Annotated in this window: 20 protein-coding genes; 8 read left to right on the plus strand and 12 right to left on the minus strand. The window is 61.3% G+C overall.

Features of this window, described 5'->3' with window-relative positions; translation table 11 throughout:
• Positions 1–221 precede the first annotated feature (221 nt).
• From P3T22_RS21455 to P3T22_RS21465, 3 genes are all read right to left on the minus strand, one after another.
• Complete coding sequence (locus P3T22_RS21455; protein ID WP_063497868.1) at positions 222–671, minus strand: phage tail protein; 450 nt, start codon at positions 669–671, stop codon at positions 222–224.
• A gap of 417 nt (positions 672–1088) precedes the next feature.
• Positions 1089–2462, minus strand: a complete 1374-nt coding sequence (locus tag P3T22_RS21460) for an APC family permease (protein WP_063495447.1) — start codon at positions 2460–2462, stop codon at positions 1089–1091.
• A 190-nt stretch (positions 2463–2652) separates the two neighbouring features.
• Entirely contained in the window at positions 2653–3489 is an 837-nt protein-coding gene (locus P3T22_RS21465; RefSeq protein WP_063495446.1) for a carbon-nitrogen hydrolase family protein, read from the minus strand.
• A 295-nt stretch (positions 3490–3784) separates the two neighbouring features.
• On the opposite strand from P3T22_RS21465, the gene P3T22_RS21470 reads away from it, so the two are divergent.
• Entirely contained in the window at positions 3785–4642 is an 858-nt protein-coding gene (locus P3T22_RS21470; RefSeq protein ID WP_063495445.1) for a helix-turn-helix transcriptional regulator, read from the plus strand.
• Between the two features lie 28 nt (positions 4643–4670).
• Here P3T22_RS21470 and P3T22_RS21475 read toward each other — a convergent pair whose 3' ends face one another.
• The 4 genes from P3T22_RS21475 to P3T22_RS21490 form a co-directional block, all read right to left on the minus strand.
• A complete protein-coding gene (locus P3T22_RS21475) occupies positions 4671–5405 on the minus strand; it encodes a DUF899 domain-containing protein (protein ID WP_429326047.1) in 735 nt (244 codons plus the stop codon).
• A gap of 43 nt (positions 5406–5448) precedes the next feature.
• Positions 5449–5877: an SRPBCC family protein gene (locus P3T22_RS21480; protein WP_063495443.1), complete on the minus strand. Its 429-nt coding sequence runs from the start codon at positions 5875–5877 to the stop codon at positions 5449–5451.
• Positions 5784–6191 (minus strand): ArsR/SmtB family transcription factor, encoded by a 408-nt coding sequence (locus P3T22_RS21485; protein WP_429326048.1) that lies wholly within the window; start codon positions 6189–6191, stop codon positions 5784–5786. Before P3T22_RS21485 ends, P3T22_RS21480 begins: the two co-directional genes overlap by 94 nt.
• Before the next feature lie 294 nt (positions 6192–6485).
• Positions 6486–7868 (minus strand): NCS2 family permease, encoded by a 1383-nt coding sequence (locus P3T22_RS21490; protein ID WP_063495441.1) that lies wholly within the window; start codon positions 7866–7868, stop codon positions 6486–6488.
• A gap of 518 nt (positions 7869–8386) precedes the next feature.
• Between P3T22_RS21490 and P3T22_RS21495 the strand changes: the two genes are divergently transcribed.
• Together P3T22_RS21495 and P3T22_RS21500 are read left to right on the plus strand one after the other, a co-directional pair.
• Positions 8387–9349, plus strand: coding sequence for a PRC-barrel domain-containing protein (locus tag P3T22_RS21495; RefSeq protein ID WP_063495440.1), 963 nt, complete (start codon positions 8387–8389; stop codon positions 9347–9349).
• Entirely contained in the window at positions 9346–10599 is a 1254-nt protein-coding gene (locus P3T22_RS21500; RefSeq protein WP_063495439.1) for an MFS transporter, read from the plus strand. The genes P3T22_RS21495 and P3T22_RS21500 overlap by 4 nt, the downstream gene beginning before the upstream one ends.
• A 980-nt stretch (positions 10600–11579) precedes the next feature.
• Here P3T22_RS21500 and P3T22_RS21505 read toward each other — a convergent pair.
• From P3T22_RS21505 to P3T22_RS21515, 3 genes are all read right to left on the minus strand, one after another.
• Positions 11580–11738 carry a hypothetical protein gene (locus P3T22_RS21505; RefSeq protein ID WP_158515243.1) on the minus strand — a complete coding sequence of 53 codons (159 nt, stop codon included), beginning with the start codon at positions 11736–11738 and terminating at the stop codon, positions 11580–11582.
• On the minus strand, positions 11731–13086 hold the full coding sequence (locus tag P3T22_RS21510; RefSeq protein ID WP_063495438.1) for an MFS transporter: 1356 nt from the start codon (positions 13084–13086) through the stop codon (positions 11731–11733). The genes P3T22_RS21505 and P3T22_RS21510 overlap by 8 nt, the downstream gene beginning before the upstream one ends.
• Before the next feature lie 155 nt (positions 13087–13241).
• Positions 13242–14414, minus strand: coding sequence for a M20 aminoacylase family protein (locus P3T22_RS21515; RefSeq protein WP_429326049.1), 1173 nt, complete (start codon positions 14412–14414; stop codon positions 13242–13244).
• Between the two features lie 118 nt (positions 14415–14532).
• On the opposite strand from P3T22_RS21515, the gene P3T22_RS21520 reads away from it, so the two are divergent.
• Both P3T22_RS21520 and P3T22_RS21525 read left to right on the plus strand, forming a co-directional pair.
• Positions 14533–15483: a LysR substrate-binding domain-containing protein gene (locus P3T22_RS21520; RefSeq protein WP_429326050.1), complete on the plus strand. Its 951-nt coding sequence runs from the start codon at positions 14533–14535 to the stop codon at positions 15481–15483.
• A 244-nt stretch (positions 15484–15727) separates the two neighbouring features.
• Entirely contained in the window at positions 15728–17098 is a 1371-nt protein-coding gene (locus tag P3T22_RS21525) for a hypothetical protein (protein WP_429326051.1), read from the plus strand.
• A gap of 170 nt (positions 17099–17268) precedes the next feature.
• Here the strand turns inward: P3T22_RS21525 and P3T22_RS21530 are convergent, their stop codons facing one another.
• Entirely contained in the window at positions 17269–18705 is a 1437-nt protein-coding gene (locus P3T22_RS21530; protein WP_429326086.1) for an aldehyde dehydrogenase family protein, read from the minus strand.
• Between the two features lie 724 nt (positions 18706–19429).
• Positions 19430–20401, minus strand: a complete 972-nt coding sequence (locus P3T22_RS21535) for a LysR family transcriptional regulator (RefSeq protein WP_429326052.1) — start codon at positions 20399–20401, stop codon at positions 19430–19432.
• 155 nt (positions 20402–20556) lie between these two features.
• On the opposite strand from P3T22_RS21535, the gene P3T22_RS21540 reads away from it, so the two are divergent.
• The 3 genes from P3T22_RS21540 to irlR all read left to right on the plus strand — a co-directional run bounded on the left by P3T22_RS21540 (position 20557) and on the right by irlR (position 23857).
• On the plus strand, positions 20557–21948 hold the full coding sequence (locus P3T22_RS21540; RefSeq protein WP_429326053.1) for an NAD(P)/FAD-dependent oxidoreductase: 1392 nt from the start codon (positions 20557–20559) through the stop codon (positions 21946–21948).
• 134 nt (positions 21949–22082) lie between these two features.
• A complete protein-coding gene (locus tag P3T22_RS21545) occupies positions 22083–22598 on the plus strand; it encodes a hypothetical protein (protein ID WP_429326054.1) in 516 nt (171 codons plus the stop codon).
• Between the two features lie 575 nt (positions 22599–23173).
• Positions 23174–23857 carry a heavy metal response regulator transcription factor IrlR gene (gene irlR, locus P3T22_RS21550; RefSeq protein WP_063495431.1) on the plus strand — a complete coding sequence of 228 codons (684 nt, stop codon included), beginning with the start codon at positions 23174–23176 and terminating at the stop codon, positions 23855–23857.
• Positions 23858–23862 lie beyond the last annotated feature (5 nt).

Genomic DNA, 23862 nt, shown 5'->3' on the forward strand with positions numbered 1-23862 from the left:
TGGGCTGCATTCAGCGTTGCCCAATGTGCTGTGCGAACTGGAGAATAATAAATTCAACCGGACGTACTGCCGCCGACCCTACACTTACTATCATCTTGCCCTGTGCAATATCATCGACGGTCATCGTGACGTCCTCGCCAATCCGCATGGAATAGGCTTCGCTTTCGGTCGCACCCGCCAACGCGCGCCTTCCACAGACTATGCAGATAGCCCGGCTACACTCAATGCGTCTGAAGCGTGACCCGGTCGGCCATCAGCCTCAGCTCCTGCACTGCCGCCTCGTTGCTGGTGGCATCCAGTGTCGGCGAGGTCAGCGAGGTGGGAAAAGCATTTGAAACATTCCAGGTGAGCAGTAATTTGGTGCCCGCATCATCGGTCAGACTGATGGTGATGTCCTTCTTTTCCACTTTATTCAGCGAGATGCTGTTGATCCAGTCATATAGCTCAGAGTCCCCGGGAAATACTCCCTTGCGCAACGTGATGTTTACTGTCTGACGCTGCCCAGGCATTCTGAACCAGTTGCCAATGCCGTCCCGGTACTCGATCGTGTCATAGGTAATATCCAGTCCGGACACGTTATTGAACGGGATATTTTCGCTGCCAAGCGAAACGATGAACCGGTAGGTTGGAATCGGGTACGACGCGGCGATCTGATCAGCGGCGGTTGCCATTTGCATCCCCTTTTAGCGAAAATCACTTACACAAAGTCAAGCGTTGGGTACGGACCTCACATTTCCGATGCCAGCAATCATCGAAATCCAATCTACTCGGAAGATCTGTTTAACGAAACGCCCACCCAATTCGATTGACTGGCCAAAGTAACCATTAATTAAATGTCGCGAATCGAAAACTGTTGAGCGAAGCTTAATACCTATTCAATTGATTTGCGTTGTGGCATTTTGTCTACAGGATATGCCGACTGGACTCTCCCGAGTTCACCCAAAAATGTGACGGGAATGGACGCGCACAAGCAGGTGGCCTGTTCGCCTTGAATGGAAACGTTGAATCGAGGAAGAAGGAAAGCGATGCGGCCGCCGTTCGGCGGCCGCAATGGGGTACCACTAACGCGTGAAACCAACGTTTAGAACTTACACACCCGTTGCCACCTCCGGCGGCGCCTCGCGGAAACCGCGCGTGATCCAGCCGAGATAGCACAACCCCAGCACGAACCACACCGCGCCAAGCACCAGAGCGGTTTTCTCGAGGCTCACCAGCAGCCAGATATCTGCAATCGCACCGGCCAGCGGAAACAGCAGGCCGCCAATCATACCCATCGCATTCGCACTGCCCTTCGCGCTGAAAAACTGGCGGACCACACACAGATTGACCGCAGTGAACGCGAGGAACGCGCCAAAGTTGATGAACGAGGTCGACGTCGCCACATCGAGCTTCAACGCGACCAGACCGACTGCGCCCGCGATCGCAATGTTCAGCGCCGGTGTCTTGAACTTCGGATGCACGAAACCGAAGATGCGCTTGGGCAATACTTCGTCGCGTCCCATCGCATACAGCAAACGGCCCACGCTTGCCTGCGCCGAGATGCCCGAAGCGAACTGCGCAAGGATCAGGCCGGCCAGAAACACCGTCACGAAGATATCGCCGCCCACTTTGCGCGCGACTTCGAAGGCGGCCGAATCCGGGTCCTTGAACACTGCACCCGGGTGCGCGAGTTGCACCGTGTACGCGGCGATCACGAAGATCGCGCCGCCGATCAGCGCGATCAGCACGATCGCGCGCGGCATGGTCTTTTCCGGGGCGATGGTTTCTTCGGTCAACGTCGACACCGCGTCGAAGCCAAGATACGAATAGGCGGCAATCGCGGCGCCCGCCATCGTCGCCGAGAACGGCACATGCGGCTTGAAGAACGGCTCAGCCGAAATCAGACCGCCAGGGCCGGCCGCAGCAGTCACATAGTGGCAGCACAACACGACGAACAACGCGACGATCGCGAGTTGCACGACCATCAGCACGATGTTGAAACGGTTCGCGAGTTCGATGCCGAGGATGTTCAGCGCACTCGTCAACACGATGAACGCGACAATCCAGATCCAGCTCGGAATGTGCGGAAACGCGGCACTGAGATACGCGGCGCCGATCAGCCAGATCACCATCGGCAGGAAGAAGTAATCGAGCAAGGTGGCCCAGCCGATCATGAAGCCCAGATGCGGATTAAAGGTTTTGCGTGTGTACGTATAAGCTGAACCGGCCACCGGGAAAAGCCGCGCAAGCTTGCCGTAACTGAGCGCAGTAAACACGATCGCGATCAGGGCAATCAGATACGCGAGCGCGGCAGTATCGTTGCTGGCGCTCGCCAGCACACCATAGGTGCCGTAGACAATCAGCGGCGCCATATAGGCGAGGCCGAACAGCAAGACTGAAGGCAGACCGAGCGTACGCTTCAGATGCGTGCCTTGGGGCGCGGCGGGTGCCCCGGCGCGTTCGGTGGGTGATGTTGGGGTCATGCGGTGTCTCCTCTTGCGAATGGGCGAGCGTCGCCGGGGGCGGTGTTGAACGCGCCCCGGTCGAGCTTTGTCGATCAGACCTGCTGGAAGCGCGTATGCCGCGCCGATGATTCTTTGCTGACGTACTGCTTGTTTGCGCTTATTGGCGCCTGGGTGCGCTTATGCGTGCCTGCACATAAGCGCGCGCACCTTAACGCGGGCGGATCACACGCGTACGTTGCCCGTGCTCGCCGTCCTGCGTCGTGAGGTCGAGCGCAATGCGCGCGTCATGCAGATAACGATAGTGTTCGCGCGCGCCTTCAAGACGCGCCGGATCGAGCGTGGCGCGCAGGACCGTTTCTTCCTGCCCGGCGTCGCACACCACGTCGCCGAATGGATCGATCAGCGCCGATTCGCCGGGGAATGTGAGGTTGTCGTCACCTGAACCGATGCGATTCACGAGCGCCGCGAACATCTGATTCTCCATGGCGCGTGCCACGATTGCCCGGCGATGCACCGGCCCGAACGGCTCCATATTGCCGTTCGTTACGATCAGCAGATCGGCGCCGAGCGAGGCGACTGCGCGCGCCGTTTCGGGAAACTCGATGTCGTAGCAGATCAGGAGGCCAACGGTCAGGCCCTTGAAGCTGCATACTTCGTAACGGTCGCCCGGTTCGAACACACCAACGTCCGACGCCCACAGATGCGTCTTGCGATAGCGCAGCGCGATCTCGCCGCGTTCGTCAATCAGCACCGTGGTGTTGAAAAAGCGGCTGCCGTCACGCTCGGCGAGCCCCACCGCCACCGCTACGCGTGCTTCGCGCGCCGCATTGCGGACCGCGGTAAGCGACGGCCCGTCGATCGGTTCGGCCACGTCGCCGATGGTGTCCCGCGTCGGAAAGCCCGACAGCGTGGTCTCCGGAAACACGATCAGATCGGTTCCGGCCGCACGTTGGCCGATGGTTCGCAGCACGCGTTGCACGTTTTTACCACCCACGCCCGTCGCGCCGTCCACAATCGGAATCTGTGCCAGTTCAAGTTGAAGCATTCTGTCTCCTGTCGACCAGAGTTGGCGCTTTAGCTGTCGACCAGAGTTGGCGCTTTAGCGCTTACTCTGGTCCCATGCAAAGCACTTACTCTGGTCCCATGCAATCTGCGGTCGACCAGAGTTGGCGCTTTAGCACCTACTCTGGCCCCATGCAATATAGTTGCGGCCCTTGCCTGTCTGCTTCGCGTTAAATTGCGGCTGTTGTCGGGCCGCCCGCTTTGCAGGTTGGGCCTATTATTACCAGACATATTTTTGTCCGTAATCACCCTGCTGGGTTACCCTCAACGGAGCACGCATGGAACTCGAATGGCGCGATCTGGCCTTTCACCGCGAGATCGGCGCGGTTATCGACGCACTCGACAGCGCGCAATTCTGGACTCGCCTCACGCGCGCGCTCGAACGCTATGTCGTGTTCGACAACTGGGTCGCCCTGCGCTTCACACCTGGCGCGGCGCCCCTCGTCTGCGCCGAATCGCCCACCCCGGACGGCGCGGTGGATGCGATGTTCCAGGACTATCTCGCGGCGCTTTATCAACTCGACCCGTTTTATATCGCCGCGACCGAGAAGCCCGCATCCGGCTTCGTCACGCTTGCGGACGTCGCGCCCGACAACTTCTCGATGACCGACTACTACCAGCGGTACTTCAGGAAAAACATTGTCGGCGATGAAGTGCACTTCAACTACATGATCGACGCGCGGCATACGCTGGCGTTCTCGCTAGGCGCAACGCAGCGCTATGGCGAGCGCGACCTGGCGGTGCTCGCGCTCTGCGCGCCATGGGTGATCGCGTTGTTGCGGCAGCGCCTGCCGTATGAGGCATTCGACGCGCCGGAGCCGGCCTCGAACGAGGCAGTGACACAAACAGCAATGGGAGCAGCGACAGAAGCAGGCGTCCCGGCGGACGCACCTGCCTATGCCGCGCGCTTCGAGCAGGTGTCGTCGACGGGCGGCCGCTCGCCACTCACCGCGCGCGAAGTCGAGGTGGCGATGCTGACCTTAAGCGGATTTTCAACGCGCGCCATCGCGGAGAAACTGACGATCTCGTTCGAGACGGTGCGTGCGCACAAGAAGCACATTTATACGAAGCTCAATGTCAACTCGCAATCGGAGTTGTTTGCGCTGTTTTATGAAGCGGGACGCAAAGGGGCGTGACGTCCCGCTGATTGATTGCCGGCTGGCGTCACGATCCGCATGCGGGGCAACCGCTCGCCGTCTCTTCGTAGCGATCGTGATGTTTGAGCCAATCGCCCATATTCTTCTTCTCGTTGCGTCCTTTCGGCGTGACGTCGAAATGCGCGTACGCGCTGAGGAACTGCTCGCCGCCGCGTCCGTACGTGGAATAGGTGTGATAGACGTCGCCCGCTTCGTCCTTGTAGAACACGCTGTGACCGGGCAGCTCGTCGATTCCGACATCCTGCCCGGTGAAGTTGTAGAACGCTTTCTTGCTGGCGATCTCCTCCGGCGTGAACGACACGTGATAGTCGAAATTAAAGTCGCTCTCACTCGACGACACCCACGGAAACTTCCAGCCCATACGTTTCCTGAAAGCCTCGATCTTCGCGAGCGGCCCACGCGAGACCGCCACGTACGATACGTCGTGATGTTCAAGATGCGTCAGGATGCCGTCCATGTGATCCGACACGAACGAGCAGCCGAAACAACCCTCTTCCCAATCCGGGCCCAGCATGAAGTGATAGACAATCAACTGGCTGCGGCCGCCGAACATCTCGGCGAGTGTCTTACGGCCTTGCGGCGTGTCGAATACATAGGTCTTGTCGACCTTCACCCACGGCAGTTCACGACGTTTGCGGGCGAGTTCATCGCCGGCGCGTGTGTACGCTTTCTCTTCCACTAATAGCGCCTTGCTGGCGGCCAACCATTCTTCCCTGGTACCGATCCGGTGTTGCGGGTCCATGTGCGTCTCCTTCTCTGCGTCGTGCAAGTTCGATAGAGCAAAGTCAGGCGAAGTAGCGTTCCAGCGAATCGAGGCCATGGCTCCAGCCAGACTGATGCAGATCGCGCGTTTCTTCGTCGATGAACTGTTCATGAGTGAGCGTCAGCAACGTGCCGTTACCGTCTGGGCGCAATAGCACCGTGACGAGCGACTCCTGCTCCGGCTGCGAACGCCATGCCCACGTGAACACCAGCTTGGCGTCGGGCACCACTTCCAGATACTGACCGTAGACCTCCAGCTCCCGGCCGTCCGGCTTGCGATACCCCATCGTGAAGCGTCCGTCGACGCGCGCGTCCACTTCCGCGCGGAGCACCTCGGCGCCGTTCGGATGCATCCACTTCATGAATTGCGCCGCCTCCGTCCAGGCGCGGAAGACTTTGGCTGGCGCGGCGTCGAGGCGCCGCTGGAGGGTGAGGCTGGGCTTGGTGGACATGGGGTTTCCTCTTCGACGAAAGCAGCAAGACGATCGAGTGATTCGGACCAGAAGCGCCGATAGCGGGTGAGCCACTCCATGGCTTCCTCCATGGGTCCGGCGGACAGGCGGCACGCCACCGTGCGCCCGGTTTTGCTGCGCGTGATGAGACCGGCCTCGGACAGCACGTCGAGGTGTTTCATCACCGCGGGCAAGGACATTGCAAAAGGCTCGGCGAGTTCGCTGACCGACAGATCGCTCAGTTCGGACAGACGCGCGAGCAACGCTCGCCGCGTCGGATCGGACAGCGCGGCAAAGGTGCGATCGAGTAGCATTTCATTAAACTTAACCATGAGGTTAAGTATAGAAACGCGCGTGAGGATGTCAAGGACAGGTGCGTGCTTGTCTCAAAGCGCGCGCGAACAGGTGAAAGAAAGCGGCGGAAGTAGCGGTGAACGAATCAGCGAAGGGGACGCTGCAAAAAAGATACGCGGCGCATCGCAGATAAAACCCTGCAACACGCCACGTCAAGGTGGAGAACAACCGACTACACGTTCGAGCAAAGCGGCAAAAAAGGCCCGCGCCACTCTCGCGTTACAACAAATCGCGCAAAACGCAATGCGGCAGAATCAGATCGCCCAACCGCCGAGATAGAAGCCGACCAGCACGATAGCGATGGCCACCGTACCGACGTTCAGCTTGCGATACTCGCCGCTCACCACGCGGCCGATCACCAGCGTCGCGAAGCCGAGCATGATGCCCGTCACGATGTTGGCGGTCAGCACGATGAACACGGCGCACATCAGGCCCGACATCGCGTCGACCATATCGTCCATGTGCAGCTTGCTCACGTTCGAGAGCATCAGCAGACCCACGTACATGAGCGCCGGGGCCGTTGCATACGAAGGCACGAGACTGGCCAACGGCGAGAAGAACATCACCACCAGGAACAGCAGCCCGACCACCGCTGCCGCCATGCCCGTCTTCGCGCCGGCTGCTACGCCGACCGTCGATTCGATGTAGGCCGCCGCCGGTGCGCCACCGAGCAGGCCAGAGAAAATCGAGCTGAGCGAATCCGCCGTCAACGCACGGCCGCCGTTGATGATGCGGCCGTTTTCGTCGAGTTGACCGGCTTGTCCGGCGACAGCGCGAATGGTGCCGGTTGCGTCGAACACAGCGGTCATCACGAGAGCCAGCACGCTAGGCAGGACTGCCATCGACAGCGCACCCTTGATGTCCATCGCACCGATCAGCGACGAATGGCCCGGTGCGCTCAGCGACGGCAGTGCGAACACGCCGTGGAACGCCACCGCCGGATCGATCACGAGCGCAATCGCCGAGATCGCGACGATCACGATCAGGATCGAACCCGGCACGCGACGGCGCACCAGACCGAAGATCGCAGCCAGACCCGCCACCGACATGATCGCCGGCAACGCCGTGATATTGCCGAGCGACACTGGCAGACCGGCACCCGGATTCTTGACGACCAGACCCACATCATTCGCGGCGATCAGCAGCAGGAACAGGCCGATGCCGATACCCGTGCCGTGCGCGATGCCGGTCGGCAGATTGCGCAGAATCCACGAACGCACGCCGGTCACCGAGATTCCGGTGAAGACGAGACCCATCAGGAACACCGCGCCGAGCGCGACGTTCGGATGCAGACCTTTACCGAGCACAAGACCGAACGCGGTAAACGCGGTCAGCGAAATCGCGCAGCCGATCGCGATCGGCAGACGCGCCCACACACCCATCAGCAGCGAGCCGAAAGCGGTGGTCAGGCACACGGCGACGAACACCGCGCTGGTATCGAAGCCCGCTTTGCCGAACATGCCCGGCACGACGAACACGGAATAGACCATCGCGAGGAAGGTCGTGATGCCCGCGACGATTTCTGTACGCTGCGAACTGCCGCGTGAAGAGATTTCGAAGTAGCGGTCGAGAAAGCCCTTTCCGTCGAATGATTCGGCGCCGACTTCAGAAATCGGTTGGGCGTGGGGTTCCATCATGATGAGTGCCTCCTTTATCAGCGGGCTGAAACGGCTCGTATTCGGGCCGCCATCAGGTTCGTCTCGTTGCGTTGATCTAATGTGGTGTGGCAAGGTTTGAACGTCGGCTTGCGATGCGTCCGGACAACCCGCACGCTCCGTTCTTCTTTTGCTGTCTCGAAATGTAGGGCAACACAAATATGTCTCCCATCGCATGAATGGCATGCTCGACATGTCGCGATGCTTATATCGTTTAAAGGACGGCAAACCATGGGGACGCTCCGCGCGTTTACACCTACGGTTTGTCATCAAGTTATGAAAGGGTTTTGCGGGATTCGGCGCGCAAAAACAGGCATTCATCGTGGCCAGAAGCTTGCAACGCGACATGAACCGTGCGTTGGAGACACCTGTCAGAAAGCCTGCAAAACCAGGCCGCCCCGGCGCCGCGGGTTACACTCTGACCCTTACGCGACTTAAAGCGTGACTTAACTGCGGCGGTCCACAGCGCCCGTCCGCACTGGCCCATGGAGTCCTTCTTGATGAGCGGCGGTTTTTCGCGTCCTGCCTGGCGTCTTCTGATTCTTGCTGTGTTCGCGCTGCTCGCGCTGTCCGGTTGCAGCCTGCTGTGGGGCCCGCAGCAGGCGCCGATTGTCGATGCCACCGTGATGCCCGTCGAACCCGCGAGCGCGCCTGTGGCCGCCTCCGCGCCGGAACCCGTCGAGACTGAAGCGACCGAGCCCGAACAGCCGAAGAAGCCTAAGAAACCGGTCGTCAAGCCGCACAAGGTCGAACCGCCGCCGCCGGTCGCCACGCCCGCGCCGCCGCCCCCTGCCCCCGCGCCGCTGATCGTGCTGCGCACGATCGAGCGTAGCGACGCGCGCGCCTTGCTCGATAGCGAAGTGCAGAAACCCGACGGCAAGGTGGTGGGCCGCGCGGTCGATATGATCGCGGATGCGAGCGGCAAGCCGCGCGAGATGGTGGTCAATCTGCAGGGTTTCCTCGGCGTCGGCGACCGCAAGGTCAATTTCCCGTGGAGCGCTTTCCGCTTCACGCCGACCGCGAAAACCGCGCCGATCACGCTCAACGCGGCGGCCGTGCCGGCTCCTGCTGCGAAGTCCGCTGCCGTGCAATTGCCGCTGATCGACGCCGATGTCGAGCGTTCGAACGGCGCCAAGGTCGGCCGTGTGATCGATGTGCTGATTGACGCCAACGCTCAGCCGCAGGCGGTCGTGCTCGACGTCAACGGCATGGTCAGCACCGAGCGGCGCACGATTGCCGCCAACTGGTCGGCGCTGCGTTTCGTCACGAAAGACAACGAACTGCATCCGCTGATGGATTTGAGCGACGCGCAGATCAATGCGACGCCGCCGTACGCCAGCGACAAACCGATCCGCGCGGTGTCGCCGGCGCCGCCGACCGCTCCGGCGCCGGCTCCCGCCGCTGCGGCTTCTGCCGCGCCGGCCCCTGTCGCTGCGGGTTCCAACACACGGGCGGCCCGATGATAGGCCGCACTTTGGTCACCGCACGCAGTTTGCGCGCACTCGATTGGCTAAATTTTTTCGTCGCCAACGTGCAGACGGGATTCGGGCCATTCATTGCGTCGTACCTTGCCTCGCACAAGTGGACTCAGGGCGAGATCGGCATGGCGCTGTCTGTCGGCACCATTAGCGCGATGGTGAGCCAGGTGCCGGGTGGCGCTGCCGTCGACGCGCTGCGCAACAAAAAAGGCGCTGCCGCATGGGCGATCTTCGCGATCATTTTCAGCGCGGTGCTGCTGGCCGCGAGCCCGACGGTGTTGCCGGTGATTGCCGCGGAGGTGTTCCACGGCTTTGCCAGCTGCATGCTGACGCCGGCGTTGGCCGCGATCTCGTTCGCCCTGGTGGGGCGTGCGAATCTGGGCGACCGGTTGGGACGCAATGCGCGCTGGGCGTCGATCGGCAGCGCCGTCGCGGCCGGGCTGATGGGCGTATTCGGCGAATACTATTCGCCTCGCGCGGTGTTCTGGCTGACGGCGGCGCTTGCCGTGCCGGCGCTGATTGCGCTGACGATGATTCAGCGCACCGATACGATCGAGTTGCCCAAAGCCGGGCCGACACCTGAACAGATCGAACGACGCGAGAGTTTGCGCGAGTTGTTGCGTGACAAACGGATGCTGCTGTTTGCGGCTTGCATCGTGCTGTTCCACTTGTCGAATGCGGCGATGCTGAATCTCGCCGCTGGCGAAGTGACGGCCGGCATGGGCGACAACGTGCAGCTCGTGATTGCCGCGTGCATTATCGTGCCGCAGGCGATTGTGGCGATGATGTCGCCATGGGTTGGGCGCTCGGCCGAGCGGTGGGGACGCCGGCCGATTTTGCTGCTTGGCTTTTCGGCGCTGCCGATCCGGGCGCTGTTGTTTGCCGGGATCAGCAGCCCTTATTTGCTGGTGCCGGTGCAGATGCTGGACGGCCTGAGCGCGGCCGTGTTCGGCGTGATGCTGCCGTTGATTGCCGCCGATGTCGCCGGCGGGAAGGGGCGGTATAACCTTTGTATTGGGCTGTTTGGGTTGGCGGCTGGGATCGGGGCGACTTTGAGCACGACTGCTGCCGGGTTTGTGGCGGATCATTTTGGCAATGCTGTGAGCTTTTTTGGACTCGCCGCTGCGGGCGCACTTGCTGTTTTGCTGGTTTGGGCGGCGATGCCCGAAACGCGGGATCCAGCTGCGGCTGACGAGGCTGCGCCTGTGGCTGATGGGAAGTCGGCTGCTAGATGATCTGGTTTTTTTTGCCTTTGGCGGCGGCATTGTCGGTTTGCCTGTGGTGTTGGGTTTTGGTTGGGTTTTTTTATTGCCTTCGCGGCGCTTGTTGTCTGTATGCCTGCGGTGTTGGGTTTTTCTTGATCTCGCTTTTGTGCTCTTCCTTGATCTGGATTTTGTGCCCTTCCTTGATTTGTTAGTGGTTTATTAGCGTTCGCCCCTATGCGGGGCAGGCACTTACTTTCTTTGCCGCCGCAAAGAAAGTAAGCAAAGAAAGCGGCCCAAACCGCTAATGCTAAGTGGGGCCCGTGGTTTGCAAGAGGTAGTGGTGCATCTGGAATCCGTGCCCTCGCACCTTCAAGCGCTAGTGACAAAGGTATCATCAGCTCCCACTCCGCACTGCGTGCGTCGCGGACAGGTATGCATGGGAAACCAGGGGCCTCGCTTACACGAGGCGAGGACCATCGGCTTCCCCTCTGCGAATCCCCGAATGCCCAAGTATCCCAGCGCCCCGCAAGTATCAGTGCTTCACTCTGACTTACCAACAAGTCGTACCAGCCCACACTGTTCTAAATTCAAAATTCAAAGTTCGTACTTGGAATGAAGCCCGAAGCGCAGAGGTACAGAAGCAATAGAGGCAATAGAGGTAATAGAGGTAATAGAGGTAATAGATGCAACAAACCCGACATGAGAGGAGCCACTGCGCCGCGATAGGCGTGCAGGCGCGAAAGCGTAGCGTGGGGTTGATGAAGTGCTCTTCGGCGCGCGCAGCGCCGCCGGAAGTATGACGCCCTTGTCACAAACGCTTGAGGGTGCGCGAACACAGATTCCAGATGCACCACTACCCTTTGCAAACCACGGCGCCCGCTTAGCATTAGCGGTTTGAGCCGCTTTCTTTGCTTACTTTCTTTGCGGCGGCAAAGAAAGTAAGTGCCTGCCCCGCACAGGGGCGAACGCTAATAGACCACTAACAAATCGAGGAAAGGCACAAATCCAGATCAAGGAAAGGCACAAAATCCAGGCCAATGAAAGCCCGACACCATAGATAAACAGACAACCAGACAAACAAGCGCCGCGCAGGCAAAAAACCCCAAACCCGGCACTGCCACAAAACCACCACCAATGCCGCCGCCAAAGGCAAAAAAAACTTTAATCAATAGCCTTCCCAGCAGTCTCCCGCATAAACGGAAGCGGCAACAACGACACAACCCCACATCCAATCAAATACCAGGCAGGCGCCAGATTACTCCCAGAAATCTGAATCAACCAGGTAGCAAAAAACTGCGCAAACCCACCAAAAATAGAAACTCCTAAACAATAGACAATCGACATCCCGGTAGCGCGAATCTCGCGCGGAAACATTTCGGGCAGCATGACGATATTAGGCACCGCGGTAAACGCAACAAACACAGCCAGCACCGCAACGACAGACAACAAAACAGGCACCGTAGGCGAAGCATTAATAATGATGAAAGCCGGATACACGGCAACAATCAGCAACACCCGCGAAATCCACAAAACACGTTTACGCCCCACGCGATCGGATAACGCGCCCGCAAATGGCGAGCAAATCACCGTCACGATCGCCGCGGTCCACGCGGCCCACAGCGCCGACGACATCGGCAAATGCAATATCCGAATCGCGTAGGTAGACAGATAAAACAGCACGATGTAGTTCGCCGCCGTGCCGCCAATGGTCGTCAACACCCCCGTCGTAATCACCCGCGAATGCTCGCGAAACAGCTTGCGAACCGGCTGTGCATCAGGCGCCTGCGCCGCCGAAACGGTACCGTCTTCCACCCCCGGCAACGTTTCGTCCAGATGCCGCCGGATATAAATGCCAATCGGCCCCATCGCCATGCCGATCACAAACGGCACACGCCAGCCCCAGCTCTCCAGCGCGGCAGTGGACAGCGCCGCCGCCAGCGCAACACCCAGCAGCGACCCACATACGGTGTTCAACCCCTGACTCACGAATTGCCAGCTTCCGTAGAATCCACGCGTCTTGTCGCTGCCATATTCAAGCAGCAACGATGTCGATGCACCGATCTCGCCGCCCAGCGCAAACCCCTGAATCAATCGCGCAAGGATCACCAGCAATGGCGCGGCAATGCCGATCGCCGCGTAAGTGGGCGCGAACGCAATGATCGCCGAGCCGAGCGTCATCAGCCACAGCGTGAGACTCATCGCGGCCTTGCGTCCGGCGCGGTCAGCATACGCACCGAGCACAATGCCACCCACCGGCCGCATGATAAAGCCCACGCCGAAGGTGCCGACCGCCAGCATCAGTTGCGCAAGCTGCCCTTCCACCGGGAAATACAGCTTGCCGATGATCGTCGCGAAGAAGCTATAGATCGTGAAATCGAAAAACTCGAGGCCGTTGCCGAGCGTGATCGCAGCGATCGCTTTGGCGTGACTCGTGCGTTTGGCGGGTGGCATGGCCGACGCGTCGGCGAGATTCAACGCGTCAGCGCCTGCGGGTTGCGGTGTGGCGGAATAGTCCATCTGTGTCTCCGTGGTGTTCTTCCTGCTGATGCGCGGCGGCGGCCTTGTGTTGCCGTGGCCGGCTTTTTTCGTCTGCACATGGTCTGCAACAGCCTGGGTGAGCGCGCATCGCGCACTGCCTTCGTGCCCTCAGCACCGACCTGTTGCAGCCGCCGTCAGACGAGAAACGTCTGCGCGAGCCGCACCCAGTAGGCCGCGCCCGTGGCAAGGCAGCCGTCATTGAAGTCATAGCCCGGGTTGTGGACCATACAACCTCCCTCGCCGTCGCCATTGCCGATGATCAGGTAGCTGCCCGGGCAACGCTCCAGCAGGAACGCGAAGTCTTCACTGCCGGTCAACGGTTGCATGTCGGCGATCAAACCGTCTTCGCCCAGCCAGTCAAGTGCGACTTGCCGTGCAAGACCGGTCATCTGTGCATCGTTGACGAGCACCGGATAACGCCGCTGATAGTCCACATGCGCCCGCGCGCCGAACACCGCCGCCTGCCCGCAGGCGACCGCCGTGATGCGCTCCTGCAAGTAGTTGCGAACCTCGGGCTTCAGCGCGCGCACCGACAGGCGCATCTCCGCGGTTTCAGGAATCACGTTCGGCGCTTCGCCGGCGTGAATCGCGCCGACCGTGATGATCGCCATATCGAGCGGCGCAATGTTGCGCGACACGATCGACTGCAACGCCAGCACGATCTGCGCGCACACCACCACCGGATCGACCGCCTTGTGCGGCATCGCGCCATGGCCGCCGCGGCCGGTCACCTTGATGATCACCGTATCCGACGAAGCCATGAACGAGCCCGGCAGGAAGCCGAACTTGCCCGTCGGGAAACCCGGCATGTTGTGCATCGCGAACACCGCGTCGCACGGAAACTTGTCGAACAGGCCGTCTTCGAGCATTTTTTTCGCGCCGGCCTGACCTTCTTCGGCGGGCTGGAAAATCAGATTCAACGTGCCGTCGAAACTCTTTTCCTGTGCGAGGTGCTTGGCGGCCGCCAGCAGCATCGCCGTGTGGCCGTCGTGACCGCATGCGTGCATCTTGCCAGGCACCGCGCTCGCATAAGGCAGGCCGGTAGTTTCGTGAATCGGCAATGCGTCCATGTCGGCGCGCAGGCCGAGTTTGCGCGTGCCGCTGCCGACTTTCAATTGGCCAACAACGCCGGTTTGACCCAGCCCGCGATGCACGCTGTAGCCCCACGCCTGCAAGCGCTCCGCAACCAGGTCGCCGGTGGCGAACTCTTCGTAAGCCAGTTCGGGCTGCGCGTGGATGCGGTGGCGCAGCGCGATCATTTCGTCTTCGAGTTCGGCGATGCCCGCCGGGATGGCCATGGTGTTCACAATGTCGTCTCCGTCTATGAAAGCGTGAACCCAGCATAACTACGCCGATATTCAAGCGGCAGGCGTAGAATCGTTGCGGCGGCAACCAGTAGTTGCCACCCATCTACGGGTTTTCCAGATGAAACTGCATCAACTCCGCACTTTAGCGGCCATTGCAGATACCGGCAGTATCCGGGCCGCTGCCCGTTCGCTCGACCTTTCACCGGCCGCCGTCACTAAGGCCATGCGCGAACTGGAGGCCGATCTGCACGCGCCGTTGCTGGTGCGCGGCGCGAGCGGCGTCGCGTTCACGGAGTTCGGCCGCGCGCTGGTCGTGCATGCGCGGTTGGTGCTTGGCCAGTTGCAACGCGCGGAGGCGGAGATCGAGGCGATGCGCGGCGCGGCGGCAGGCAAACTGTCGATCGGCGTCACGCCGTGGGTCGCGCTGACGTTTCTGCCGCCCACCGTGCAGCGGTTCCGGCAGCGCATGCCGGAAGTCCAACTGGAATTCTTCGAGGGCCTGTTGGCGGTCGTGCAACCGCGCTTGCGCGACGGCAGCCTCGATTTTTCGATTGGCCGTCCGCCGCCTGCGTCGCCGCAATCGGAGTTTCATAACGTGCCGCTGTTTTCGACGCATTCGGCCGTGGTGGCGCGCCGCGATCATCCGAAAGCCGGTTGCCGAACGCTGCTCGAACTGGAAGACGCTGAATGGATATTGAACTGGGACCCCGCAAGCCGCGAGTCGATCTCGGACAACCTGTTCCGCAAACGCGGCATGAGCGTGCCGCACACGATCCACCTCGCGCATTCGCTCGCGGTCGTGCTCGGCCTGCTCGCGCAGACGGACATGCTCAGCATTTTTCCGTGGCCGCTCGTCGAGGTGACCATCGCGAAGGAGAATCTGTGGGCGCTGCCCTTGCGCGAAACGGTGGATGAAACCATCGTCAGCATCACGTCGCGGCGCGGCGCGCCGACCAGTCCGGCGGCCGCGTGTTTTCTCGACTGTTTGCGCGAAGTGATCGACGAAGGCGCGCGCTCGCAAGAGCCCGATCTGCGCCGTCTGTTTCATTCGATCGAACTGCTGCTGTAGTGGCAGAACCGTAGTGGCAGAACCCAATGACGTAACCCGATGACGTGAACGAATGGCTTAGTTGAGCGGCGTCTCCGGGCCCGGTCACTTCATCGTATTCAAGCCGGCGAGGTACGGTCACCCGCAGATCACCCGCGCTTCAGTCATCTGGACTGGCACGCGGCGCTGTAAGCCGAATCGCAGACACGCCCGCTATGCTTCGAGTGCGCAGCGGCGCGTCGCCCTGCAGCTATCTCGACCGACCGTGACCCAGACTCTCCACAACGAAGCCGTCCACAAAGCACCGTCTCCCGGTGCGTCAGCGGGTCATGCCGGCGCCTCGCTCGATCCGGCCCGTCACCGCGCCCTCGCCGAAACCCGGCGCAGCGACGGCGACGAACTGGGCGCCGTCGCGCATCTGATCGCCGCCCACACGCTGGACGCCTACGCCGCTGCGGTACCCGGCGCCAACGCCTCGAATCTCTGCGATGTCGCGACCGGATACCTCATGAAAGGCGATCATGTAATCGCTGAGTACTGGTACCGCCTCGTTCTGACGCTCGATCCGCATGTTGCGGTAGCCTGCCAGAATCTGGCCGCCATCCTCGCCAGCGTTGGACACGTGAGCGAAGCCGCCGCGTATCGGGAACGTGCCTACCGGATCCAGCGCGTCTTTGTCGAAGGAAGCGGCGCGGAGCAGCGCCGCGTGCTGATCCTCTGCGCGGCACACACTGCCGGCAATGTGCCGTTCGATGCACTGCTGCCCAGCGCGACCTGCTGCCGCATCAAGTACCCGATCGACTACGCCGCCGACGAAGAAGACCAACAGTTGCCCGCCTACGATCTCGTGTTCAACGCGATTGGCGATGCGGATGTCGCCGCGCCGCTCTCCGGGCGGCTCGCGCGCTTCGTCTCGCGCTCTGCGCGGCCCGTGCTCAATGCGCCCTCTGTTGTCGCCCGAACTCAACGGCACCGTACTGCGAGCCTGCTCGACGGACTGCCGGACGTGCAGGTGGCGCCGTGCGTGCAGAGCGATGCCGCTCCGGCTTCACGCGCCGCGCTTGACACCTTGCTTGCGGAGAGCGGCATCGGCTTTCCGGTCCTGGCGCGTCCTGCCGCTACGCATGGCGGCGACGGGTTGACGCTGTGCGAGAGCCGCGCCGCGCTCGAAGCGTGGCGCTCGGCACAAGGCGGGGTTGCATACCTGACGGCGTTTCGCGACTATCGCGGCACCGACGGGTTCTACCGCAAATACCGGATCATTTTTGTCGACCGGGAGCCGTTTCCCTACCATCTGGCGATTTCACCTCACTGGATGGTGCACTACTACTCCGCCGACATGGAACAGCATCCGTGGAAGCTGGAGGAAGAGCGGCGCTTCCTCGACAATCCGCACGCCGTGCTCGGCGAACGTGTGATGGGCGCAATCGCGGCAATCGGCAGAAGGCTCGATCTCGACTACGGAGGCATCGACTTCACGGTGCTGCCTGACGGACAGGTGCTGGTCTTCGAAGCGAACGCAACCATGCTCGCGCACTTCGAGCGCGGAACCGGCAGCCTCGCCTACAAAAATCCCTACGTGCAACGCATCGTCGAGGCTTTCGAACGGATGATGTCGCGTCACTCCACGACCTGAATGACACCAGGCGCTCGCAGGTTCGGAACGGCAATCGGAAAGCGGCGGCGCGGCGATGTCTCTCACCGCCCGCATGACTTTCGTTATGTTTGCGCGGCTATGGAGCATCACTAAGTTACGTCACTAAGTTACGTCACTGAGGTACGTCACCGACCGGCCGTCACGCCACCTCAACTCGCGTAGCCGACCACGCCCTTGATCTCCAGAAAGTCCTCGAGACCGAACTCGCCGTACTCGCGGCCGTTGCCCGATTGCTTGAAGCCGCCAAACGGCGCATCGGGACTGTAGTCCGCGTAGTTCAGATAGATCGTGCCGGTACGCAGCCGCTTCGCCACGGCATGCGCGTGCTCGATCGACGCGGATTGCACATAGCCCGCAAGACCATAGAGACTGTCGTTGGCCATCGCGATCGCTTCGTCTTCGGAGTCGTAGCCGAGAATCGACAGCACCGGTCCAAAAATCTCCTCACGCGCGATCGTCATGCCCGGCGTGACATTGCCGAACACCGTCGGGCGCACGAAGTAGCCCTCTTTCAAGCCTTCGGGACGGCCCGGACCACCGGCCACCAGCGTCGCGCCCTCTTCGATGCCCACGCCGATCAACCGCTGGATCTTGTCGAACTGCTGCTCGCTGATGACAGGCCCAAGATCAATACCCTTCGCATCCGCGGGACCGACGACCAATGCTTCAGCGGCTTCCTTCGCGTACGCCAATGCCTCGGCGAGGCGTGCGCGCGGCACGAACATGCGGGTGGGCGCATCGCACGACTGGCCGCTGTTGTCGAAACATGCACGCGTACCGCGCATCACGGCCTGCTTCAGATCGGCATCTTCGAGAATCAGGTTGGCCGATTTGCCGCCCAGTTCCTGATGCACGCGCTTGACGGTATCCGCCGCGGCTTTCGCGACCTGCACGCCCGCACGCGTCGAACCGGTAAACGACATCATGTCGATGTCCGGATGACGCGACATCGCCTCGCCCACCGTTGTGCCTTCGCCGTTCACCAGGTTGAACACGCCGGCCGGCACCCCCGCTTCGCCGAGGATCTCGGCGAAAATGATGCCGGAGAGCGGCGCCAGTTCCGAGGGCTTGAGCACCATCGTGCAGCCGGCCGCGAGCGCGGGCACGACCTTGGTGGCGATCTGCAAGGCCGGCCAGTTCCACGGCGTGATCAACCCGCACACGCCGACCGCTTCCTTGCGGATCAGAATGCTGCTCTTCACGTACTCGAATTCGAACGTGTCGAGCGTGCGGATCATCGTCTCCAGATGGGCGACGCCGGTCCACGCCTGCGCGTCGTTCGCATATTGCAGCGGTGCGCCCATTTCGCGGCTGATCGCATGCACCATGTCGTCGTAGCGCTTGCGGTAGACGTCGAGGATCGCTTGCAGCAGATCGATTCGCTGCGCGATCGTCGTCTCGCTATAGGCAGGAAAGGCACGCTTCGCAGCGGCTACGGCGCGGTCGACATCGGCCGCGCTGCCAAGCGAAATCTGCGCGAACGCAGTGGCCGTGGACGGATCGATCACGTCGAGCGTGGCTGCGCTGGCCGGGTTTTGCGGGTCGACCCATTGGCCGTCGATATAAAACTGCCTGGCGTGTTGCAGTTGCATGGCTTATTAGTCCTTTACATGAGTTGTGTCAGCTCAGACAGTGGGGCGCGGAGCGCGCCCGTCGCGGTACCGAAGGCTTTACATCGACGCTAGAGGCCCCGGCGCCTCCGGCCTGAACCCTGCCCTGCACGATCCCGCCGACGTCATTCTGGAAGGCGCCCCACGCCCTCAATGCTTTCTCCGATACGACCGACATGCTGTCCGCCGGCGCATGGCAATGCGATGCGGGCACGCTGAAGCTGGCCGACCTGCCGATCCACGAAGTCTTTGTGTACTGCGGTTGATTCACACTGCATCACACCGTTGCTTTAACAAGAACCGCACCCGTTAAGGTGCGGTTTTTTTATTCTGAAGGCAATGAGTAAAAAAACCACCAGGCAGAACCACAAACTCGCGACACCCTCCGCGAGTACATCCGCGGAAGTCGGTCCGATCAATTCCCATTCGACAGCCGGTGCGCGCGGAATGTCCAGCGCTTCTCCGCGTTCGCATTCGCCACGCGGATGCGGCGTCCACTTTTCTCAGACATCTGGACGTCACTGTAAAGACAATCGGCACGGGCAAAAATATCGCCCGCCCAACCTTTACTTCGATCTCCGGCGATGTAACCTGAAATTACCGTCCCATAAGGCTTTGCGGATGTAACCAAAGGCCGCGCGGGGACTTCCCTCTATCTGGTAGAGCGCAAACGTCGAAGCGAATAGCGAGAATCCTCGCCTCAGACCGGACTTGCTTCACGCGCCTGACGGCGCCGCTTCGCCGCGGCGACCGTCGGCAGCGGCACCGGCACCGCGCCGGACATGCCGTGCTCGATCAGAAAATCGCGGAACAGCCCGGCAACGTGCGGCAGGCGTTTATCGGACACGTGCATCACGTACCAGTCGCGCTCGATCGGATTGGCGGGCAAGGGCAGCAACGCCAGCAAGCCGGCCTGAAATTCCAGCGAGCACGCATGCAGCGACAGAAACGCGACGCCCAAACCCGCCTCGACCAATTGCTTGATCGCCTCGTTGCTCGAGAGTTCGGAGCCGATATGCAGCTTGTGGCCGGCCAGCCGAAACAGATTCTCGACGGTCGAGCGCGTGCCCGAACCCCGCTCTCGCACGAACAGATTCGCCGTTTGCAGATCGTCCAACGACAGGCGCTTTTTCTTCATCAGCGCATGGGCGGGCGAGGCGACGAACGCCATGGGATGCTTCGCAAAGGCAGTTGCCGCCGTGCGCAATTCGCGCGGCGCGCTGCCCATCACCGCAAGATCGATCTCGTGCGTGGCCAACATGCGGATGATGTCCGCTCGATTGCCGACCTTGAACTGCACCTTCACTTGCGGGCGCAACTCGGTGAAGCGCACCAGAAATGGGGGGATCAGGTACTCAGCGGTCGTGATCGCGCCGATCCGCAGCGTGCCGCCCTGCTCGCCGTGCAACGCGGCGAGATCGTCCGCCGCGCCATTCCATAGATCCAGGATCTCCAGCGCATAACGCGCGAGGATCTCGCCCGCTGCGGTCAACTGCACGCCGCGGCCCACCCGCTGCAACAGCGGCGCCCCCGCAGCCTCTTCGAGCAGACGCACCTGAAGCGACACCGCCGGTTGCGTGAGCTTCAATTCTTCGGCCGCGCGCGACACGCTGCCGAGCTTCGCGACCGTATGCAAGGTCTTCAATTGACGGAACGTGGCGGCTTTTAGCATAAGTTAAAACCTATATGTTCTGCATAAACATTAAATTGTGCTGCGGTTTTAGCCGATTCTATACTGGCCCTGACAGATGAGGCCGACGAATTCAGGGTGTTGCCCCGGAATGCCTTCACCGGCTCAGCACAGATAACTTCAGGAGGATACGGATCATGGCCGCAAACGATCGGCAAGGAACCTCTGCCGCGCAACACACCCAGCAAGGGCAGCAATCGACGCGAGCGCTGGCGCATCGCGTCGTGATCGTCGGCGGCGGAGTCGGCGGGCTTGGGCTCGCTACGCGGCTGTCGGAAACGCTCGGGCGCGCCGGTCTCGCGCAGATCGTGCTAGTGGATCGCTGGCCGACGCATTTCTGGAAGCCCTTGCTGCATGAAGCCGCGTCAGGGCAGCTCGATCCAGCCACGCATCAACTGCAATACGCGGTGCAGGCGCAACGGCATGGCTTCGAATTCGAACAGGGCGAACTCGCCGCACTCGATCGCACGAGCCGGCACATCACCCTGAATGCGCTCCACGACGCCGACGGCCGAGAAATCCTGCCGTCGCGGCAGCTTGCATTCGATACGCTGATCCTGGCAATGGGCAGCGTCACGCAATATTTCGGCGTGCCTGGCGCGGCCGAACACGCCTTGCCGCTCGAATCGGTCGCGCATGCGGAAGCGTTTCGCCGCAGGCTGCTCGACGCCTGCCTGCGCGCGAACCATGCGCGCCGCGCGCGGACCGCCCAGGCGGACACGCCGGTGTCGATCAACATCATCGGCGCTGGCGCAACAGGCGTTGAACTCGCCGCCGCGTTGCGCGACACAGTGCGTCTGCTGAACCGCTATAGCCCGTTTTCACTCGACCCCGTACGCGACTTCCGTATCCGCCTGATCGAAAGCAGCGAGCGCGTGTTGCCCGCACTGTCCGAAACGATCTCGGCGCGCGCGCAAAAGATGCTCGGCAGTCTCGGTGTCGACGTATTGAATGCCACGCGCGTCACCGAAGTGCGTGCCGATGCCGTGCTGACGAATGAAGGCGCGCCGCTCGCCAGCGACATCGCGATCTGGACGGCCGGCATAGCGGGGCCACCGGTGTTGCGCACGCTCGACGGCATCGCCGTGAATCGCAACGCCCAGGTGCAGGTGAACCGCACCCTGCAATGCACGAACGACGCGAACATATTCGGCCTCGGCGATTGCGCGGCCTGCCCTTCTTCGGAACACGCGGACGCGTTTCTGGCGCCGCGCGCTCAGGTCGCGCACCAGCAGGCGCTGTTTCTGGCGCGTGCGCTGAAGTGCAGGATAGCGGGCGAGCCCTTACCGGAGTTCGTCTATCGCGACGCCGGCACCTTGGTCGGTTTCGGCCGCGAAGGCACAATCGGCAGCCTGAGCAACAGCTTGCTGACGCAGCCGGTGTTCGTCGACGGCTGGCTAGCCACTGCCGTCTACAAGCTCATTTATCGCCGCCACGTGATGACGCTGACCGGCTTCGCACGCATGGCGCTCGATTCGGCGAGCCATTGGCTGCGCCGACGCGTGCACCCGGTGATCCGGCTGCATTGAGCACCTTCGTCATGATTCGTTCTCCGTTTGACTGAGTTCCAATCCTGAACGTAGGCCGTTGCACGAGTGTGAGCACCCCATGACAAATCCGTCGCGCATATTTACATCGACGCAATGAACGTTCGAAGCGCCGCATGACGAATTTGTCACGTTGTTCTCATCCTGATGTCGGCGAGGCATTCATACGATTAACGCTCCCGACTTCGAACCGAACCCTCATGCTACGTATTCAATCAATGCACTCCGTGGCGATGCGCGCTTCTACGGTGAAAGCGGTTGTGTCGGCGCTCAAGATGCGGTTCTGTGGATGCAAAGGCGAGAAGCTCTCTCTGACGACTGCCTTGATGGCCATCGCGATCGGCTCGCTAGCGTTCTGGCTGAGCCAACCTGCTCATCTGTTCAACGGTGGCGCGTCGCCCCCCGCATCCGCAATCGTCACGCCGTTGAATCGCCCCAGTTCGCCGATCACGCACGGCTTGCTATCGCTCGAATTGCTTGCCGCAATGCAGCACCACTCGCCCAGACTGATGCACCATCGCTGGATATCCGGCAACAAGCACTGCGAGCTGAATGGCTCCAAGGCAACCTCACTGATCTCACACGATTTTCGCGTCCTCAGCGCGTGCCCCCGCCGGGCGACCGCACGTTGACGCTTTCCGCAGGCAGCCTGGACTTGATCGACACCGCCGACCCGGCAGCCGCCCACCATCTTTCAACTCATGGCGCACCTGAAGTAGCGAAAACTATTTTCTATCTCATCATGGTATAAGTACTGCATACGTTCAGTAGGCCATGACAAACATGCCTACCCGATTTCCGCGACCAAGTGTCTCAAAATTAGTCGCCGCCTCGGGAAGATCCCATGCATGCCTGACGCTATGAAAGAGCACATCAAAACGATCCGTCTCTCGCCGGTTGCGCTGTCTGCAATCGGCAGCGCAACCGCCCGTATTCGCGCAACCGCATCGGCAGCTTCAATCCCGATCGCCAGACTCACACGTCTCAACCTGAACCACTGCGCGCATCCATGTTGCCTCAACCGTGGCGAGCAAGGCATGCGGCTCATTGGCACTGGTACTCATCCGCTTGCGTCGTCGCAAAGGGTGCACCTATCCGCTCGCATTTAGCGCCACTCACGGCGCGAGGCGCGGCCCTGTCCGCGCGGCTCTCACTTGTCGCACCGCTAGCGCGGTGCGGCGCAGAGGGCGTCACCAGGAGAAAGACCATGCGAATTCTGATCGTCGAGGACGAAGCGAAAACTGGCACCTACCTCCGAAAGGGCCTGACAGAAGCGGGATTTGTCGCCGACTGGGTGGAAGACGGCGTGACCGGCCAGCATCTCGCGCTGACCGAGGACTACGACCTGATCATCCTCGACGTCATGCTGCCCGGCCAGGACGGCTGGACCGTGCTGAGAAACCTGCGCCACGAACGTTCCACGTCGGTGCTGCTGCTCACCGCGCGCGACGACCTGGACGACAAAGTTAGAGGTCTTGAAATGGGCGGCGACGACTATCTGGTCAAGCCCTTCGATTTCGCCGAATTGCTGGCACGCGTCCGCTCGATCTTGCGGCGCGGCCATGGGCGCGAAGCCGCCTCGCTGCACGTCTCGGATCTCGCACTCGATCTCAAGCGCCGCAAGGCTACGCGCCAGGGCGACACGATCCTGTTGACTGCAAAGGAATTTGCGTTGCTATGGCTGTTGATGCGCCGCCAAGGCGAAATCCTGTCCCGCTCCACCATCGCATCGCAGGTGTGGGACATGAATTTCGATAGTGAGACCAATGTCGTTGACGCCGCGATCCGACGCGTACGCGCCAAAGTCGACGACAACTACGAACCGAAGCTGATCCACACTGTGCGCGGCATGGGCTACGTGCTGGAAGAACGCTGCAGCGAAGCGCGATGAAGTGG

The organism is Paraburkholderia sp. GAS348 (assembly GCF_050434205.1).
Taxonomy (GTDB): domain Bacteria; phylum Pseudomonadota; class Gammaproteobacteria; order Burkholderiales; family Burkholderiaceae; genus Paraburkholderia.

Excerpts from the sequence above, each read along its gene's own strand:
- P3T22_RS21485 (WP_429326048.1), bottom strand. The coding sequence starts at position 6,191 with ATGCTACTCGATCGCACCTTTGCCGCGCTGTCCGATCCGACGCGGCGA.
- P3T22_RS21465 (WP_063495446.1), bottom strand. The coding sequence starts at position 3,489 with ATGCTTCAACTTGAACTGGCACAGATTCCGATTGTGGACGGCGCGACG.
- P3T22_RS21455 (WP_063497868.1), bottom strand. The coding sequence starts at position 671 with ATGGCAACCGCCGCTGATCAGATCGCCGCGTCGTACCCGATTCCAACC.
- P3T22_RS21460 (WP_063495447.1), bottom strand. The coding sequence starts at position 2,462 with ATGACCCCAACATCACCCACCGAACGCGCCGGGGCACCCGCCGCGCCC.
- P3T22_RS21495 (WP_063495440.1), top strand. The coding sequence starts at position 8,387 with ATGAGCGGCGGTTTTTCGCGTCCTGCCTGGCGTCTTCTGATTCTTGCT.
- P3T22_RS21500 (WP_063495439.1), top strand. The coding sequence starts at position 9,346 with ATGATAGGCCGCACTTTGGTCACCGCACGCAGTTTGCGCGCACTCGAT.
- irlR (WP_063495431.1), top strand. The coding sequence starts at position 23,174 with ATGCGAATTCTGATCGTCGAGGACGAAGCGAAAACTGGCACCTACCTC.
- P3T22_RS21490 (WP_063495441.1), bottom strand. The coding sequence starts at position 7,868 with ATGATGGAACCCCACGCCCAACCGATTTCTGAAGTCGGCGCCGAATCA.
- P3T22_RS21470 (WP_063495445.1), top strand. The coding sequence starts at position 3,785 with ATGGAACTCGAATGGCGCGATCTGGCCTTTCACCGCGAGATCGGCGCG.
- P3T22_RS21520 (WP_429326050.1), top strand. The coding sequence starts at position 14,533 with ATGAAACTGCATCAACTCCGCACTTTAGCGGCCATTGCAGATACCGGC.
- P3T22_RS21540 (WP_429326053.1), top strand. The coding sequence starts at position 20,557 with ATGGCCGCAAACGATCGGCAAGGAACCTCTGCCGCGCAACACACCCAG.
- P3T22_RS21475 (WP_429326047.1), bottom strand. The coding sequence starts at position 5,405 with ATGGACCCGCAACACCGGATCGGTACCAGGGAAGAATGGTTGGCCGCC.
- P3T22_RS21480 (WP_063495443.1), bottom strand. The coding sequence starts at position 5,877 with ATGTCCACCAAGCCCAGCCTCACCCTCCAGCGGCGCCTCGACGCCGCG.
- P3T22_RS21510 (WP_063495438.1), bottom strand. The coding sequence starts at position 13,086 with ATGGACTATTCCGCCACACCGCAACCCGCAGGCGCTGACGCGTTGAAT.
- P3T22_RS21545 (WP_429326054.1), top strand. The coding sequence starts at position 22,083 with ATGACGAATTTGTCACGTTGTTCTCATCCTGATGTCGGCGAGGCATTC.
- P3T22_RS21535 (WP_429326052.1), bottom strand. The coding sequence starts at position 20,401 with ATGCTAAAAGCCGCCACGTTCCGTCAATTGAAGACCTTGCATACGGTC.